We start from the raw sequence: 14,202 nt of genomic DNA on the forward strand, positions 1-14,202 counted from the left end.
TTGGCGGCATCGACCTGCTCGCTCACCAGCTTCTTGCCCTGCTTCTCCACGCCTTCGCCGGCCTTGACCAGCTCCTTGAAGTACTCGGCGCCTTCGGCACCGGCCTTGGCGTAGGCGCCCAGACCGGCCAGCCAGACCTTGCGGGCATAGGCTTTGACGTCGGTCAGAACGGTGAGTTTGTCTTCGACTTTCTCGACTGCGACTTTCTTCTTGGCGGCAACTTTAGTGGCCATGATGCACCTCGCGTTCAAAGTGATGGACTGGTGGTCCTTTGCCAGGACTTGAACGCAAGGTAGAGGGAAAAATTAGAAATCACATACTAGGGGCGATTCAGGCCTGCAGGTGCTTGTCCAGCGTCTGCTCGATCTCGCGCTTGATCGTGCCGCCCAGCGCGGAGAGCAGCAGGCCCAGCTTGAGCTCGACCCGCACGCTGTCGTCACCGACGGCAATGGTGCCGTCCGCACCGCTGCGCTTGAACTCCAGGGTGTCGCCGCTCCAGCGGTACTTCACGTCGTACTCGCTGGCCAGGCGCTGGGCCAGCGCCTCGGCCTTCTCGCGGGCGACGGCGAGGCCGAGGGAATGGGAACGTTCGACGGTGATACGGGACATGCGCGACTCCTGCTGCGACCTGGTGTCACGCGACTATAACAGCTCCACCCGGCGCCAAGACAAAGGCCGGCAGGGGGTTTAGAATGGCCGCCACTTCGATTCAGGTGACGCGACATGAACGACCCGCGCAAGGCCCCAGAGCAGGAAAAGACCACCCACTTCGGCTTCCAGGATGTCCCGGAAAGCCAGAAGGCGGACAAGGTCGCCGAAGTCTTCCACTCGGTGGCGGCCAAGTACGACCTGATGAACGACGTGCTCTCCGGCGGCCTGCACCGCCTGTGGAAGCGCTTCACCATCGAGCTGTCCGGCGTGCGTCCAGGCAACCGCGTGCTGGACATCGCCGGCGGCACTGGTGACCTCACCCGCAAGTTCTCCAGCCTGGTCGGCCCGAGCGGCGAAGTGGTGCTCGCCGACATCAACGACTCCATGCTCAAGGTCGGTCGCGACCGCCTGCTGGACAAGGGTGTGGCCGGCAACGTGCAGTTCGTCCAGGCCGATGCAGAGGCGCTGCCCTTCCCGGACAACCACTTCGATGTGGTCACCATCGCCTTCGGCCTGCGCAACGTGACGCGCAAGGAGAACGCCCTGCGCTCCATGCTGCGCGTGCTCAAGCCGGGCGGCCGCCTGCTGGTGCTGGAGTTCTCCAAACCGGGCAACCCGCTGCTGGCCAAGGCCTATGACACCTACTCGTTCAGCTTCATGCCGCTGGCCGGCAAGCTGATCACCAACGACGCCGACAGCTACCGCTACCTGGCCGAGTCGATCCGCATGCACCCGGACCAGGAAACGCTCAAGGCGATGATGGTCGAGGCCGGCTTCGAGCGCGTCACCTACCACAACATGACCGGCGGCATCGTCGCCCTGCACCGCGGCATCAAGCCCTGATGCTGACCCAGGCGCTGCTGGCGGGCGTTGAGCTTGGCCTCAACCGCGTGCTGCAAATGGACAGCACCGCGCTGCCGCGCCTGGCCCGGCTGGAAGGCAAGCTGATCGAGGTCGACTGCCAGAGCCCCGTGCTCAAGCTGTTCATCCTCCCCGGTGCCGAGGGCCTGCAACTGGCCAGCCACTGGGAAGGTGCCGACTGCGTGCTCAGCGCGCCCGCCAGCAGCCTGCTCAAGCTGGCCCTGGCCAAGGACAAGACCGCCGTCCTGCACCGCCCGGAAGTCAGCCTGAGCGGCGACAGCGCCGTGCTGCTGGAACTGGCCGGCATCCTCCAGGACCTGGAGCTGGACTGGGAATACGAACTGTCGCGCTGGCTCGGCCCGGTCGGCAGCCAGCTGCTCGCCGGCCACCTGCGCAGCCGCGTGAACTGGGCCGGCGAGAGCCTCGACAGTCTGCGCCAGACCCTGGCCGACTACCTGGCCGAGGAGTCGCGCAGCCTGGTCGGCGAGCGCGAAGCCCAGGCCCGCTTCGATGAACTGGACGACCTCAAGCTGGCCCTCGATCGCCTCGACGCGCGCATCGACCGCCTCGCCCGGAATCTGCACAAGAACTCATGAGCCTGCTCGCCACCCGCCGCCTGCTGCGCATCCTGCGCGTGGTCATCCGCTACCGCCTGGACGACCTGCTGCTGACCCTGCCACTGCCCACCTGGATGCGCGCCCTGCGCTTCGCCCTGCCGTGGCGCTGGCTGCCGAGGGGGAAACTGGAGTTGAGCCGCGGCGAGGCGCTGCGCCTGGCCCTGGAAGACCTCGGCCCGATCTTCATCAAGTTCGGCCAGCTGCTGTCCACCCGCCGTGACCTGTTGCCGCCGGACGTCGCCGACGAGCTGGCGCGCCTGCAGGACCAGGTACCGCCGTTCGACCCCGAGCATGCCGTGGCGCGCATCGAGGAGCAGCTGGGCGCCAAGGTCGGCGATATTTTCGCCCGCTTCGACGTGCAGCCGCTGGCCTCGGCCTCCATCGCCCAGGTACATGCCGCGCAGCTAAAGAGCGGCGAGGACGTGGTGGTCAAGGTGATCCGCCCCAACCTGCGACCGATCATCCGCTCCGACCTGGCCTGGCTGTTCCTCGCCGCGCGCATCGCCGAGAAGGCCTCGGCCGACGCGCGCCGCCTGCGCCCGGTGGAAGTGGTGTCGGACTACGAGAAGACCATCTTCGACGAGCTCGACCTGATGCGCGAGGCGGCCAACGCCAGCCAGCTGCGGCGCAACTTCGCCGACTCGCCGCTGCTTTACGTGCCGCAGGTGTACTGGGACTTGTGCCGGCCCAAGGTACTGGTGATGGAACGCATCTACGGCGTGCCGGTGACCGACCTGGAGACCCTGGCGGACCAGCGCACCAACATGAAACTGCTGGCCGAGCGCGGCGTGGAGATCTTCTTCACCCAGGTGTTCCGCGACAGCTTCTTCCACGCCGACATGCACCCCGGCAACATCTTCGTCGCCACCCGCACGCCCTGGAGCCCGCAGTACATCGCCATCGACTGCGGCATCGTCGGCAGCCTCACCCCCGAGGACCAGGATTACCTGGCGCGTAACCTGATCGCCTTCTTCAAGCGCGACTACCGCAAGGTGGCGCAGCTGCACATCGACTCCGGCTGGGTGCCGGCGGAAACCAAGGTCAACGAATTCGAGGCAGCCATCCGCACCGTGTGCGAACCGATCTTCGAGAAGCCGCTGAAGGACATCTCCTTCGGCCAGCTGCTGCTGCGCCTGTTCCAGACCGCGCGGCGCTTCAACATGGAAGTGCAGCCGCAGCTGGTGCTGCTGCAGAAGACCCTGCTCAATATCGAAGGCCTGGGTCGCCAGCTCTATCCGGACCTGGACCTGTGGAGCACCGCCCAGCCCTTCCTCGAGCGCTGGATGCGCGAACGCATCAGCCCGCTGCACCTGCTGCGCAACCTGCAGCAGCAGGCCGAGCAGGTGCCGCATCTGTCGCAGATGGCCCGCGACACCCTGGAGCGCCTCAACCTGCCGCGTCCCGCGGCGCCCGTCGAGGCGGCGCAGGGCTCTGCCTGGCCGCTGCGCCTGCTCGGCGCGGCGCTGGTCGCCGGCGGGGTCAGCCAGGGCCTGGTGCTGGCACCGGCGGCATGGGCCGCCTGGCTCAGCCTGGGCGCCGGGCTGGCGCTGATCCTGCGCCGATAGCCAGTCACGCCCCCGGCTGGCACACTTGGACTTTCGGCACCTTCGCGGTGCAGCAACGGCGTAGCACCTGCGCCATGACAGTGCCCGGCAACGGGCGGATTGAGACATGACCGACTGGCTCGACGAAATTCACTGGAACGAGGATGGCCTGGTGCCGGCTATCGCCCAGGACCACAAGACCGGGCGCGTGCTGATGATGGCCTGGATGAACCGTGAGGCCCTGGCCCTCACCGCGGCCGAGCAGCGTGCCATCTACTGGTCACGTTCGCGTGGCAAGCTGTGGCGCAAGGGCGAGGAGTCCGGTCATGTGCAGAAGCTCCATGAGCTGCGCCTGGACTGCGACGCCGACGTGATCATCCTGCTGGTCGAGCAACTCGGCGGCATCGCCTGCCACACCGGGCGCGAAAGTTGCTTTTACCGGGTCTGGGAAAATGGCGCGTGGCACACCGTCGATCCGGTACTGAAAGACCCGCACGCCATCTACCAGGGACACAAGCATGAGTGACACCCTCACCCGCCTGGCCGAGGTGCTGGAGGCGCGCAAAGGCGCGGCGCCGGACAGCTCCTACGTGGCCAGCCTGTACCACAAGGGCCTGAACAAGATTCTGGAGAAGGTCGGCGAAGAGTCGGTCGAAACCATTCTTGCGGCCAAGGACGCAGCCATCAACGGCGATTGCAGCGACCTGATCTACGAAACCGCGGACCTCTGGTTCCACAGCCTGGTCATGCTCGCCGCCCTCGGCCAGCATCCGCAGGCCGTGCTGGACGAGCTGGACCGCCGTTTCGGACTTTCCGGGCACGACGAGAAAGCGGCGCGCTCCACTTCCTGAGTTCATTTTCGAGGACTGTTTGCATGGGCATTTTCGACTGGAAACACTGGCTGGTCATCCTCATCGTGGTAGTGCTGGTGTTCGGCACCAAGCGCCTGAAGAACCTCGGTTCCGACCTGGGCGAAACCATCAAGGGCTTCCGCAAGGCGATGAACAGCGACGAGGACAAACCGGCCGAAGCGCAGCCGCAGGCACCGGTGCAGCCGGCAGCCACCGCCAGTGCAGACGTGCCGCACAAGCCGCAGACCATCGACGCCCAGGCCCAGCGGGTCGAAGAACCGGCACGCAAGGACTGACCCCAGGCCATGTTCGATATCGGCTTCTCCGAGCTGCTGCTGGTCGGACTGGTGGCGCTGGTCGTGTTCGGCCCCGAGCGCCTGCCCGGCGCGGCACGCACGGCCGGTCTGTGGATAGGCCGCCTGAAACGCAGCTTCAGCGCGATCAAGGCCGAGGTCGAGCGTGAGATGGGCGCCGACGAAATCCGCCGCCAGCTGCATAACGAGCAGATCCTGCAGATGGAGCGCGAGTTGCAGCAGTCGATCCAGCCGGCGGCCACGCCGCCTGCCGACACCCCGGCAGCGCCGCCGCCTGCGCCCGAAGCCGGCCCGACCACTCCGCCCCCGGCCACCCCGGAACCGCACCGCCAGCCATGACCGAACCGAACGCCGAAATGCCCCTGGTGGCGCACCTGACCGAGCTGCGCACGCGCCTGCTGCGCTGCGTGATCGCGATCTTCATCGTGTTCGCCTGCCTGTTCTACTTCGCCCAGGACATCTACACCTTTGTCTCGGCGCCGCTGCGGGCCTACCTGCCGGAAGGCGCGACGATGATCGCCACCGGCGTCGCATCGCCTTTCCTCACCCCGTTCAAGCTGACGGCCTGGTGCTCGCTGTTCCTCGCCGTGCCGATCATCCTGTACCAGGTGTGGGGCTTCATAGCCCCAGGGCTGTACAAGCACGAGAAGCGCATCGCCCTGCCGCTGCTGGTCTCCAGCATCTTCCTGTTCTACGGCGGCATGGCCTTCGCCTACTTCCTGGTGTTCCCGCTGATCTTCCACTTCTTCGCCAGCGTGACCCCGGAAGGGGTGGCGATGATGACGGACATCAACGAATACCTGGACTTCGTCCTCACCCTGTTCTTCGCCTTCGGCGTGGCCTTCGAGATCCCAGTGGCGACCTTCCTGGTGCTGTGGGTCGGCATCGTCGATATCGAGACGCTGAAGAAGAGCCGCCCCTACGTGATAGTCGGCTGCTTCGTGGTCGGCATGATCCTCACCCCGCCCGATATCTTCTCGCAGACCCTGCTGGCGGTGCCGATGTGGATGCTGTTCGAGGTCGGTCTGCTGTTCGGCGGCCTGGTGCGCAAGCGCGGCGAGCCTGAGGCGGACGACGAGCAACCCGACGACCAGCCCCCCGCACCGCTGTCATGAATCTGCTGCTGCTGGAAGACGCCGACTTCGTCGCGGCGGATCGCGCCGTGCTCAGCGGCCGCAGGCTCAAGCACCTGCATGAGGTGCATGGCGCCGAGAGTGGCGACTCCCTGCGTGTCGGCCGCCTCGGCGGCCTGATGGGACGCGGCACCCTGCTGGCCCTGGATGAGCAGCACGCCGAACTGCGCGTCGAACTGGACCAACCGCCGCCGGCCAAGCTGCCCCTGACCCTGCTGCTGGCCCTGCCCAGACCGAAGATGCTCAAGCGCGTGCTGCAGACCGTGGCCGCCATGGGCGTGCCGCGCCTGGTGCTGCTCAACAGCTACCGGGTGGAAAAGAGCTTCTGGCAGACCCCCTTCCTCGAACCCGAGGCCATCCGCGAGCAGCTGCTGCTCGGCCTGGAACAGGCCCGCGACACCGTGCTGCCCGAGGTGAGCATCGAGAAGCGCTTCAAGCCCTTCGTCGAGGATCGCCTGCCCGCCATCAGTGCCGGCACCCTGGGCCTGGTCGGCCACCCGGGCGACTACCCCGCCTGCCCGCGCGCCGTGAGCGAGCCGGTTACCCTGGCCATCGGCCCGGAAGGCGGCTGGATTCCCTACGAGGTGGACAAGCTGCAAGAGGCCGGCCTGGCGCCGGTGCAGCTGGGCGAGCGCATCCTGCGCGTGGAGACGGCCGTACCGGCATTACTGGCCCGGCTGTTCTGAACGTCGTTGTCGTGCAACACGCGCGGGCTTAGGCTGGCGCATCGCCCGCGCTTCCGGAGCCCGCCATGCGCCCGCTGACCATCGACCTGGACGAACTGGCCTGCGCCCTCAACACCGAAGGCCTGGATCACTACCTGGACCTGTTCAGCGGCAAGCTGCTGCTGATTCCCGAGGAAGATGCCGATCCCGAACTGGAAGCCCTGTTGCGCGAGGAGCCGGAGCGCTTCCTGCTGGTCGAGCCACTGCAGGCCGAGGACAACCTAGCGCTGATGCGCGAATTCCTCGCCGAGGTGATCCACCCGCACGCCTATGGCGAACTGCAGCAGGCACTGGAGAGCCGGCGCCCGGTGCGCACCTTCAATCACGTCCTGATGCACTACCCGGCATTGCTACAGGCCTGGCAGACCTTCGAGGCCGAGCGCCTGCGCGAACTGGCGCAGGACTGGCTGGAACAGAACGAGCTGCAGCCTGCCCAGTCGCGGCACTGAGCAGGGAGCGGCTCAGATTTCCAGGAGAAAGGTCACCGGTCCATCATTGATCAGGTGTACCTGCATGTCGGCACCGAAACGTCCGGTGGCCACCTGCGGGTGCTGCTCGCGGGCCAGCTCGACCAGACGCTCGAACAGGGCCAGGCCCTGCGCCGGTGGCGCCGCGGTGGAGAAGCTCGGGCGCAGGCCGCTTCGGGTATCGGCGGCGAGGGTGAACTGCGAGACCAGCAGCAGGCCGCCGTTCACGTCCTGCAGTGACAGATTCATCTTGCCAGCTGCATCGCTGAAAACACGGTAGGCGAGCAGGCGCTGCAGACCCTTGGCCAGCGTCTGCGCATCATCCTGCGGCTCGATGCCAACCAGCGCCAGCAGGCCCTGGTCGATGGCGCCGACCACCTCGCCCGCGACCTCGACGCGGGCGGCGCGCACCCGCTGGATCAGCAGCTTCATGCCTCTTCCGGCGGCAGGTCGAGCAGGCGCCGCGCCATCTGGTCGGCGGCACGTACCAGGGCGTCGGTGATGCCCGGCTCGGCGGCGGCGTGACCGGCGTCGCGGATAATCTGCAGCTCGCTGTTGGGCCAGGCCTGGTGCAGCGCCCAGGCGTTGTCCAGCGGGCAGATTACGTCGTAGCGGCCATGCACGATCACACCCGGCAGGTGGGCAATCTTCGGCATGTCGCGCAGCAATTGGTCGTCAGCCAGGAAAGCGTTGTTGACGAAGTAGTGGCACTCGATGCGGGCGATCGACAGGGCGCGGTGCGGCTCGCTGAAACGGTCGACCACCTGCGAGTTGGGGCGCAGCGTGGCGGTACGCCCCTCCCAAGTCGACCAGGCCTTGGCCGCGTGCATCTGGGCGATCTGGTCCGGACCGGTCAGGCGCTTGTAGAAGGCCTGAACCAGGTCGCCGCGCTCCTCGGCCGGGATGGGTGCCAGGTAGTCTTCCCAGTAGTCGGGGAACAGTCGGCTGGCGCCTTCCTGATAGAACCAGCTGATTTCCTGCGGGCGGCACAGGAAGATGCCGCGCAGGATCAGGCCATGCACGCGCTCGGGATGGGCCTGGGCGTAGGCCAGCGCCAGGGTCGAACCCCAGGAGCCGCCGAACAGCAGCCACTTGTCTATCCCCAGGTGTTCGCGAATGCGCTCCAGGTCGGCCACCAGGGCCTGGGTAGTGTTGTTCTCCAGGCTGGCGTGCGGGGTGGAGCGGCCACAGCCACGCTGGTCGAAGGTGACGATGCGGTACAGGTTGGGGTCGAAGTAGCGGCGGCTGGCGGCATCGCAGCCGGCGCCGGGGCCGCCGTGGATGAACACCACCGGCAGGCCGTCCGGAGAGCCGCTCTCGTCCACATACAGAACGTGCGGTTCCTCCACCGCCAGCTCGTGGCGGGCGTAGGGTTTGATCTCCGGATACAAAGTCAGCATGGCGCACTCCCGAGTCTGTGCGTAAGGTCCCTGAGGCCGTCTGCCGACGGCCAGCCGTGCCGGGCATCATAACCATGAAAAGGACCTTGAACATGACTCCAGCGCGATTAATCCCCGCTTTTCTGCTGGCCTGCGCCCTGCTCAGCGGCTGCACTCCCAGCGATCCGCAAGCTGCCCTGGAAGCCGCCGTGCAGCAGCTGCAGGACAACATCGAAGCCAAGGACAACAGCGCGGTGCTCGAGCAGCTGCATCCGCAGTTCAGCGCCCAGCAACAGTACGACCGCACCTGGGCACAGCGCACCATGGCCCTGATGTTCCTGCGCCACAAGCAGGTACGGGTGATGGCCATCGGCACCCGCAGCGAGATCGATCCAACCTACAGCAACAAGGGCCATACCCGCGCCGAAGTGGCCCTGACCGGCGCCGAGGGCCTGATCCCGGACAGCGCCCGCCACTACAGCGTCAGGCTGGAATGGTGGCTGGAAGATGGCGAATGGAGACTGGCGCGGCTGAACTGGGAGTAGCCGCAGGGTGGGTGAAACCCGCGCCTCCATATAGGGCCAACGCGGGTTTCACCCGCCCTACGGCTGTTAGAACAGCCAGGGAATAAACATCCGGCTGCGCCCCATATACGCACGGTAATCCTCGCCAAAGTAGGCCAGGCACTCAGCCTCATCGCGCCGCGCCGCCAGGTACAGCAGCGCGCTGGCCAGCAGCGCCAGCACCAGGGTGCCGAGGTGCAGGTCCTTGCAGGCGATACCCCAGGTCAGCAGCAGCAACGAGCAGAACAGCGGGTGACGGATGAAGCGGTAGATGCCGCCGGTGACCAGCTGCGAAGTGCGCTCGAAGGCATAGAGCTCGTCGTCCTGCCGCTGCTCGCCGGGCTTGCCGTCGCGACGCAGCTGGTAGATGCCAAGCAGCAGCACGCCCAGCGAGGTGAACAGCAGCAGCCAGGAGATCTTCTGGTGCAGGGCGTAGCGGTCTTCGAACCAGACCGGCGCATTGAGCACCAGCAGGCCGAGCATCGCTTCCCAGGCGAAGAAGCGATAGAAACCGTGGGAACGGGTGTTCTTCAAAGCCCGCCAGGAAATCCCCAGCAGCGCCAACGAACCCAGCGCGAAGGCCGTCGCCTGTATCCACAGCATCCCGTCACTCCTTGCGTTGTACTCATCGACCTCGGGCGCCCTGCTGGTACACTGCCGGCAAGACAATAACGACTGCCTGCAATGGACCGCACCCAACTGCACAGCCTGCTGCCGCACCAGGGCCAAGCCCTGTGGCTGGACGCCCTGCTCGGCCACGATGCCGAGCGCATCGAAGGCCTGTCCGCCTGGCACCATCTGCAGGCCCTCGGCCACGACGCCTCGCCCTGTCTGCTGTTCGAGGCGGCCGCCCAGCTGTGCGCCGCGCATGGTGCCCTATATGGCGAGGATAACGCCATCGACATGGCCCTGGTGGGCAAGCTGTCGCAGCTGCAGCTGCACCATGAACCACAGCGCCGCGAGGGCGCGCTGCACGTCAGCGCCACCCAGGAGGCGCTAAGCCCGGCCGGCGCCCTCTACGCCTTCAGCATCCACGCCGAGCAGCGCCTGTTGCTGGACGGCAAGCTCCTGCTGGTGTTGGTCCGTGCTTGAGCTAACCAATATCACCCACCGCTATCCCGGCGCCGAAACCCCGGCCCTGCAGGGCATCGACCTGCAGCTGCAGGCCGGCCAGTGCCTGGGCCTGCTCGGCAGCAACGGCGCCGGCAAGACCACCCTGCTCTCGCTGCTGGCCGGCGTGCTGCCGCTGCAGCAGGGCGAGATTCGCTGGGACGGCGAGCGCAGCCTCGGCCTGGTGCCGCAGCAGCTGGCCTTCTACGCCGAGCTGAAGGTGCGCGAGAACCTCGAACTGTTCGCCGATCTCTACCGCCTGCGCGGCGCCGAGCGCGCCCGCCGCCTGGAGCTGTGCATCGCCAGCACCAGCCTGGAGAGCAAGCTGCAGCGCCGTGCCGGGCGTCTGTCCGGGGGTGAGCAGCGCCGCCTGAATTTCGCCATCGGCCTGCTGCAACCGGCGCGCCTGTACCTGTTCGACGAGGCCACGGTCGGCGTCGATGCCAGCAGCCGCCAGCGCCTGCTCGGCGCCGTGGAGCAGCTGACCGCCGAGGGCCACGCGGTGATCTACACCAGCCACTACCTCGACGAAGTCGAGCGCGTGGCACAGCGCATCCTGCTGCTGCACCAGGGCCATGTGCGCCTGGACCTGGACAGCCGCCAGCTGCTCGGCGACGACCACGGCCTGTTACTGGAATGGCAGAGTGAGGAGCCCGCCGGCCTGCGAGAGCTGCTGGGCAAGCTGCACCTGAACGCCGAGGCGCTGCCGGGCGGCCTGCGCATCGCCAGCCTGGACGGTCCGCAGCTGCTGGAGATCACCCGTTTTCTCGCCGAACGCCCCGAGCTGCCGCACCTGCTGCGCTTCGGCCGGCCTTCGCTGGAGCAGCTCTACCTGCGCCTCAACGGAGGCCGCCTATGAGGCTGCGGGCGCTGGTGCGCAAGGAATTCCTGCTGATGCTGCGCGACCCGCATGCGCTGGCCGTGCTGTTCATCATGCCGACCCTGTTCCTGGTGCTGATGGCCGGCGCCATGTCCAACTACCTGCAGGACAAGCCGCCGACCCTGCACCTGGTGCTGCAGGCCTCGCCGAATGGCGCCTACGAACAGGTGTTCCGCGCCGCCCTGGCCGCCCAGTTGCCAGGCAGCGAGTTGCTGGCGCAGGGCGACGCCCGCAGCGCCAGGATCAGCCTGCCTGCCGACTTCAGCGAAACCCTGCTGGACGATGAGCAGCAGGGCCTGGCCCTGAGCTTCCCGCCGCAACTGGACAAGCTGTCACGCCAGCACCTGCGCGGCGCCATGCGCATCGCCCTGGCGCAGACCCGCCTGCTCGCCTACCTGGAGGACAGCGGCGAGCTGGACGCCAGCCTGCCGCTGGCCGAGCGCCTGGCCCTGGTGCAGCAACGCACCCAGAGCAAGGTCGAGGAACAGGAGCTGCTGGCCAGCGGCGACCTCAGCGGGCGGGCCAACGCCAGCCAGTTGAGCGTGCCGGCCTGGCTGATCTTCGGCATGTTCTTCGTCGCCCTGCCGATGGCCGGCGGCTTCCAGCGCGAGCAGCAGAGCGGCGCGTTGCTGCGCTTCCGCGCTCTCGACCTCAACCTGGGCACCCTGGCCCTGAGCAAGCTGCTGCCCTACTTCGCCATCAACCTGGTGCAGTTCGCCCTGCTGCTGACCATCGGCGTGCACGGCCTGCCACTGCTCGGCCTGCAGGGCCTGGCGCTGCCCGGCAGCCCGACCGGCTATATGCTGCTGGCGATCAGCCTGAGCCTCGCCACCTGCGGCCTCGGCCTGCTGCTGGCGGCCCTGGCGCGCAGTGCCGAGCAGGCGTTGTTGCTCGGCGGCGGGATCAATATCATCCTCGCCGCCCTGGGCGGCATCATGGTGCCGAAGAGCGTGATGCCGGCGGCCATGGGCCAGCTGGCGGAGGTCTCGCCAATGAGCTGGGCACTGGACGCCTTCCTCACCCTGCTGGTGGGCGAGGGCTCCGCCGCCGACATTGCCCCCTACTGTTTCCGCCTGCTGCTGATGGCCGCCCTGCTGGGCGGTGGTGGCGGGCTTCTGTTCCGCCGACGAGTACAGCAAACGCAATGGACCAACCACTAGAACAACAACTCAAGCAACTGCTGATTCGCGAGTGCGACAAGGAAGACGACATCGACTGGCAGAGCATCGCCGACGATGAGCCGCTGTTCGGCGCCAAGAGCCGCGTGCAGATGGACAGCCTGGACGCCCTGCAGGTGTCGCTGGCACTGCAGCAGCACTACGGCGTGCGCATCGAGGGCGCCAAGGATGGCCGCAAGATCCTCGCCAGCATCGCCGATATCGCCGCCTTTATCCGCAGCCAGCAATGATCCCCGTCTACCTGCAGCGCGGCGCCCTGCACAGCACCCTGGGCGCAGACCTGAGCGACGCGGCGAGCAACCTGCTGGCCGACCGCCGGCCGCAGCCGACGCCCTTCCAGCTGCACGAACTGCAGCAGCCGCGCCCCTACTTCGCCGTCGCCACTGACGAGGCGCTGGACGCGCGCCTGGATCGCCTGCTCGGCGAAACCTTGGGTGATACGCCGACTGGCGACTGCCTGCTGATCGTCACCAGCACCGCGCTGGATATCACCGAACTGGAAACGCGAGTGGCCGACGAGGGCGGCTTCCGCTTCGAGCATTCCACGCCGCTGGACCTGATGGCCGAGCGACTGCGCCAGCGCCACGGCTTTGCCGATGCCTTCACCCTCAACACCGCCTGCACCAGCGCCGCCAATGGCCTGCTGTACGGTGCGCGCCTGCTCGCCAGCGGCGGATACAAACAGGTGCTGGTGCTGGCCTTCGAAACGCCCAGCGCCATCGCCCAGCAGGGCTTCGGCGCCCTCGACCTGACCAGCCCCAGCGGCGCCTACCGGCCCTTCCATCCGGAGCGCGACGGCCTGGTGCTGGGCGAGTGCTACTGCGCCACCCTGCTCGGCCTCGAGCCCGGCCCGGCGCCACTGGCGAAGCTGCTCGGCGGCTTCAGCGCCTGCGACACCAGTAGCCTGACCACCACCCGCGAGGACGGCAGCCATATCGACTGGGTGATGCGCCGCGCGCTGCAGGTCGCCGGAGTCGGGGCCGAGCAGATCGGTCTGGCCAAGCTGCACGGCACCGCCACCGGCGCCAATGACCAGGCGGAAAGCGCCGGCATGCGCCTGCTCTACCCCGAGGCGCTGCCGCCGCTGGCCGTGCTCAAGCCCTGGCTCGGCCATACCCTGGGCGCCTGCGGCCTGAGCGAGACGCTGCTGTTGCTCGCCGCCCTGCGCCAAGGCGCGCTGCCGGCGCTGGACTATGCCGGCGAGGCGCTACTGCCGCTGCCCAGCGAGCCGACGGCCATTGCGCCCGACGCCCTGCTGCTGGCCAATTTCTTCGGCTTCGGCGGCAACAACGCCAGCCTGGTACTGCAGGGCTGCGTTGCAGGAGAACAGCCATGAAGGTTATCGCCGCCAGCGAGATCCACGGCAGCGCCGAGCTCGACGACAAGGCGCTGAAGGCCGCACTCGGCCAGTACCTGGCCAGCCCGCCACGGCGCATCGACCGCCTGATCTTCCAGGCCCTGCTCGGCGCCGCCCTGTTCAAGGACCATGTGCGCAGCGACTGCGGCCTGTACCTGGCCTCGCGCCACCCGGCGCGGCCGACCATGGGCGCACTGCTCGACGCCGTGTGCGTGCAGCAGCGCCAGCCCAAGCCCTTCGAGTTCGTCAACAGCGTGAGCAATGCCGCCGGTTTCCATGTCGCCCAGCAGCTGGGGCTGGAAGGGCCGAACCTATTCGTCGGCGCCGGGCCACGGGTGTGGCCGCAGCTGCAGCGGCTGGCCGCCCTGGACCTGGCCGATGGGCTGGTCAGTCAGGCGCTGCTGGTAGTGGTCGAGGACCTAGGCGATTTCCGCGTGCAGGCAGTGCTGCTGGAGCGCGGTGCAGAGGCCACGGCTGCGGTGAACTTCACCGCTCTGACAGTAGGGACTGAGGTACAGCAACTTACCCTGTAGCACCGATCTCGATCAGAAATGCATCAATGGCAGGAGCCA

The 14,202-nt window shown here is 67.3% G+C and carries 22 protein-coding genes; 17 read left to right on the top strand and 5 right to left on the bottom strand.

Going from position 1 to position 14,202, the window contains the following annotated elements:
• Both PA6_RS00310 and PA6_RS00315 read right to left on the bottom strand, forming a co-directional pair.
• The coding region (locus PA6_RS00310) for a phasin family protein (protein WP_021698852.1) at positions 1–233 on the bottom strand (233 nt) is incomplete at its 3' end.
• A gap of 97 nt (positions 234–330) precedes the next feature.
• Positions 331–609 carry a polyhydroxyalkanoic acid system family protein gene (locus PA6_RS00315; protein ID WP_021698853.1) on the bottom strand — a complete coding sequence of 93 codons (279 nt, stop codon included), beginning with the start codon at positions 607–609 and terminating at the stop codon, positions 331–333.
• A gap of 114 nt (positions 610–723) precedes the next feature.
• Between PA6_RS00315 and ubiE the strand changes: the two genes are divergently transcribed.
• From ubiE to PA6_RS00365, 10 genes are all read left to right on the top strand, one after another.
• A complete protein-coding gene (gene ubiE / locus PA6_RS00320; protein ID WP_021698854.1) occupies positions 724–1,494 on the top strand; it encodes a bifunctional demethylmenaquinone methyltransferase/2-methoxy-6-polyprenyl-1,4-benzoquinol methylase UbiE in 771 nt (256 codons plus the stop codon).
• Positions 1,494–2,108: a ubiquinone biosynthesis accessory factor UbiJ gene (locus PA6_RS00325; protein WP_021698855.1), complete on the top strand. Its 615-nt coding sequence runs from the start codon at positions 1,494–1,496 to the stop codon at positions 2,106–2,108. Before ubiE ends, PA6_RS00325 begins: the two co-directional genes overlap by 1 nt.
• Positions 2,105–3,694, top strand: a complete 1,590-nt coding sequence (gene ubiB / locus PA6_RS00330; protein ID WP_021698856.1) for a ubiquinone biosynthesis regulatory protein kinase UbiB — start codon at positions 2,105–2,107, stop codon at positions 3,692–3,694. The genes PA6_RS00325 and ubiB overlap by 4 nt, the downstream gene beginning before the upstream one ends.
• Before the next feature lie 106 nt (positions 3,695–3,800).
• Positions 3,801–4,199 (top strand): phosphoribosyl-AMP cyclohydrolase, encoded by a 399-nt coding sequence (gene hisI / locus PA6_RS00335; RefSeq protein WP_021698857.1) that lies wholly within the window; start codon positions 3,801–3,803, stop codon positions 4,197–4,199.
• Positions 4,192–4,524, top strand: coding sequence for a phosphoribosyl-ATP diphosphatase (locus tag PA6_RS00340; RefSeq protein WP_021698858.1), 333 nt, complete (start codon positions 4,192–4,194; stop codon positions 4,522–4,524). Before hisI ends, PA6_RS00340 begins: the two co-directional genes overlap by 8 nt.
• Before the next feature lie 23 nt (positions 4,525–4,547).
• Positions 4,548–4,820 carry a twin-arginine translocase TatA/TatE family subunit gene (locus tag PA6_RS00345; protein ID WP_021698859.1) on the top strand — a complete coding sequence of 91 codons (273 nt, stop codon included), beginning with the start codon at positions 4,548–4,550 and terminating at the stop codon, positions 4,818–4,820.
• A gap of 9 nt (positions 4,821–4,829) precedes the next feature.
• A complete protein-coding gene (tatB, locus tag PA6_RS00350) occupies positions 4,830–5,177 on the top strand; it encodes a Sec-independent protein translocase protein TatB (protein WP_021698860.1) in 348 nt (115 codons plus the stop codon).
• Complete coding sequence (gene tatC / locus PA6_RS00355; protein ID WP_021698861.1) at positions 5,174–5,953, top strand: twin-arginine translocase subunit TatC; 780 nt, start codon at positions 5,174–5,176, stop codon at positions 5,951–5,953. The genes tatB and tatC overlap by 4 nt, the downstream gene beginning before the upstream one ends.
• Positions 5,950–6,657: a 16S rRNA (uracil(1498)-N(3))-methyltransferase gene (locus PA6_RS00360; RefSeq protein WP_021698862.1), complete on the top strand. Its 708-nt coding sequence runs from the start codon at positions 5,950–5,952 to the stop codon at positions 6,655–6,657. The genes tatC and PA6_RS00360 overlap by 4 nt, the downstream gene beginning before the upstream one ends.
• A 65-nt stretch (positions 6,658–6,722) precedes the next feature.
• Positions 6,723–7,145: a UPF0158 family protein gene (locus PA6_RS00365; protein WP_021698863.1), complete on the top strand. Its 423-nt coding sequence runs from the start codon at positions 6,723–6,725 to the stop codon at positions 7,143–7,145.
• Between the two features lie 12 nt (positions 7,146–7,157).
• On the opposite strand, the gene dtd is transcribed toward PA6_RS00365, so the two are convergent.
• Both dtd and pip read right to left on the bottom strand, forming a co-directional pair.
• Positions 7,158–7,595, bottom strand: a complete 438-nt coding sequence (dtd, locus tag PA6_RS00370; protein ID WP_021698864.1) for a D-aminoacyl-tRNA deacylase — start codon at positions 7,593–7,595, stop codon at positions 7,158–7,160.
• Positions 7,592–8,563, bottom strand: a complete 972-nt coding sequence (gene pip, locus PA6_RS00375; RefSeq protein WP_021698865.1) for a prolyl aminopeptidase — start codon at positions 8,561–8,563, stop codon at positions 7,592–7,594. The genes dtd and pip overlap by 4 nt, the downstream gene beginning before the upstream one ends.
• A gap of 92 nt (positions 8,564–8,655) precedes the next feature.
• Here pip and PA6_RS00380 point away from each other — a divergent pair, with 92 nt between their 5' ends.
• Positions 8,656–9,087, top strand: coding sequence for a hypothetical protein (locus PA6_RS00380; protein ID WP_021698866.1), 432 nt, complete (start codon positions 8,656–8,658; stop codon positions 9,085–9,087).
• A gap of 66 nt (positions 9,088–9,153) precedes the next feature.
• On the opposite strand, the gene PA6_RS00385 is transcribed toward PA6_RS00380, so the two are convergent.
• Positions 9,154–9,708 (bottom strand): methyltransferase family protein, encoded by a 555-nt coding sequence (locus PA6_RS00385; RefSeq protein WP_021698867.1) that lies wholly within the window; start codon positions 9,706–9,708, stop codon positions 9,154–9,156.
• Positions 9,709–9,789: 81 nt separating this feature from the next.
• On the opposite strand from PA6_RS00385, the gene PA6_RS00390 reads away from it, so the two are divergent.
• The 6 genes from PA6_RS00390 to PA6_RS00415 are packed head-to-tail and all read left to right on the top strand — an operon-like array spanning position 9,790 to position 14,163.
• On the top strand, positions 9,790–10,197 hold the full coding sequence (locus tag PA6_RS00390) for a hotdog family protein (protein WP_021698868.1): 408 nt from the start codon (positions 9,790–9,792) through the stop codon (positions 10,195–10,197).
• Positions 10,190–11,074: an ABC transporter ATP-binding protein gene (locus PA6_RS00395; protein ID WP_021698869.1), complete on the top strand. Its 885-nt coding sequence runs from the start codon at positions 10,190–10,192 to the stop codon at positions 11,072–11,074. Before PA6_RS00390 ends, PA6_RS00395 begins: the two co-directional genes overlap by 8 nt.
• Positions 11,071–12,255, top strand: a complete 1,185-nt coding sequence (locus PA6_RS00400; protein ID WP_021698870.1) for an ABC transporter permease — start codon at positions 11,071–11,073, stop codon at positions 12,253–12,255. Before PA6_RS00395 ends, PA6_RS00400 begins: the two co-directional genes overlap by 4 nt.
• Complete coding sequence (locus tag PA6_RS00405; protein ID WP_021698871.1) at positions 12,240–12,503, top strand: acyl carrier protein; 264 nt, start codon at positions 12,240–12,242, stop codon at positions 12,501–12,503. The genes PA6_RS00400 and PA6_RS00405 overlap by 16 nt, the downstream gene beginning before the upstream one ends.
• On the top strand, positions 12,500–13,609 hold the full coding sequence (locus PA6_RS00410) for a beta-ketoacyl synthase N-terminal-like domain-containing protein (RefSeq protein WP_021698872.1): 1,110 nt from the start codon (positions 12,500–12,502) through the stop codon (positions 13,607–13,609). The genes PA6_RS00405 and PA6_RS00410 overlap by 4 nt, the downstream gene beginning before the upstream one ends.
• Complete coding sequence (locus PA6_RS00415; RefSeq protein WP_021698873.1) at positions 13,606–14,163, top strand: hypothetical protein; 558 nt, start codon at positions 13,606–13,608, stop codon at positions 14,161–14,163. Before PA6_RS00410 ends, PA6_RS00415 begins: the two co-directional genes overlap by 4 nt.
• Positions 14,164–14,202: the final 39 nt, after the last annotated feature.

Source organism: Aquipseudomonas alcaligenes NBRC 14159 (genome assembly GCF_000467105.1).
GTDB lineage: Bacteria > Pseudomonadota > Gammaproteobacteria > Pseudomonadales > Pseudomonadaceae > Aquipseudomonas > Aquipseudomonas alcaligenes.

Bases quoted from the DNA above. Each gene is read 5' to 3' on its own strand.
- PA6_RS00325 (WP_021698855.1), top strand. From the start codon at position 1,494: ATGCTGACCCAGGCGCTGCTGGCGGGCGTTGAGCTTGGCCTCAACCGC.
- PA6_RS00360 (WP_021698862.1), top strand. From the start codon at position 5,950: ATGAATCTGCTGCTGCTGGAAGACGCCGACTTCGTCGCGGCGGATCGC.
- hisI (WP_021698857.1), top strand. From the start codon at position 3,801: ATGACCGACTGGCTCGACGAAATTCACTGGAACGAGGATGGCCTGGTG.
- PA6_RS00400 (WP_021698870.1), top strand. From the start codon at position 11,071: ATGAGGCTGCGGGCGCTGGTGCGCAAGGAATTCCTGCTGATGCTGCGC.
- ubiE (WP_021698854.1), top strand. From the start codon at position 724: ATGAACGACCCGCGCAAGGCCCCAGAGCAGGAAAAGACCACCCACTTC.
- PA6_RS00380 (WP_021698866.1), top strand. From the start codon at position 8,656: ATGACTCCAGCGCGATTAATCCCCGCTTTTCTGCTGGCCTGCGCCCTG.
- PA6_RS00415 (WP_021698873.1), top strand. From the start codon at position 13,606: ATGAAGGTTATCGCCGCCAGCGAGATCCACGGCAGCGCCGAGCTCGAC.
- PA6_RS00385 (WP_021698867.1), bottom strand. From the start codon at position 9,708: ATGCTGTGGATACAGGCGACGGCCTTCGCGCTGGGTTCGTTGGCGCTG.
- ubiB (WP_021698856.1), top strand. From the start codon at position 2,105: ATGAGCCTGCTCGCCACCCGCCGCCTGCTGCGCATCCTGCGCGTGGTC.
- PA6_RS00345 (WP_021698859.1), top strand. From the start codon at position 4,548: ATGGGCATTTTCGACTGGAAACACTGGCTGGTCATCCTCATCGTGGTA.
- pip (WP_021698865.1), bottom strand. From the start codon at position 8,563: ATGCTGACTTTGTATCCGGAGATCAAACCCTACGCCCGCCACGAGCTG.
- PA6_RS00405 (WP_021698871.1), top strand. From the start codon at position 12,240: ATGGACCAACCACTAGAACAACAACTCAAGCAACTGCTGATTCGCGAG.
- PA6_RS00315 (WP_021698853.1), bottom strand. From the start codon at position 609: ATGTCCCGTATCACCGTCGAACGTTCCCATTCCCTCGGCCTCGCCGTC.
- dtd (WP_021698864.1), bottom strand. From the start codon at position 7,595: ATGAAGCTGCTGATCCAGCGGGTGCGCGCCGCCCGCGTCGAGGTCGCG.
- tatC (WP_021698861.1), top strand. From the start codon at position 5,174: ATGACCGAACCGAACGCCGAAATGCCCCTGGTGGCGCACCTGACCGAG.
- PA6_RS00340 (WP_021698858.1), top strand. From the start codon at position 4,192: ATGAGTGACACCCTCACCCGCCTGGCCGAGGTGCTGGAGGCGCGCAAA.
- tatB (WP_021698860.1), top strand. From the start codon at position 4,830: ATGTTCGATATCGGCTTCTCCGAGCTGCTGCTGGTCGGACTGGTGGCG.
- PA6_RS00365 (WP_021698863.1), top strand. From the start codon at position 6,723: ATGCGCCCGCTGACCATCGACCTGGACGAACTGGCCTGCGCCCTCAAC.
- PA6_RS00390 (WP_021698868.1), top strand. From the start codon at position 9,790: ATGGACCGCACCCAACTGCACAGCCTGCTGCCGCACCAGGGCCAAGCC.
- PA6_RS00410 (WP_021698872.1), top strand. From the start codon at position 12,500: ATGATCCCCGTCTACCTGCAGCGCGGCGCCCTGCACAGCACCCTGGGC.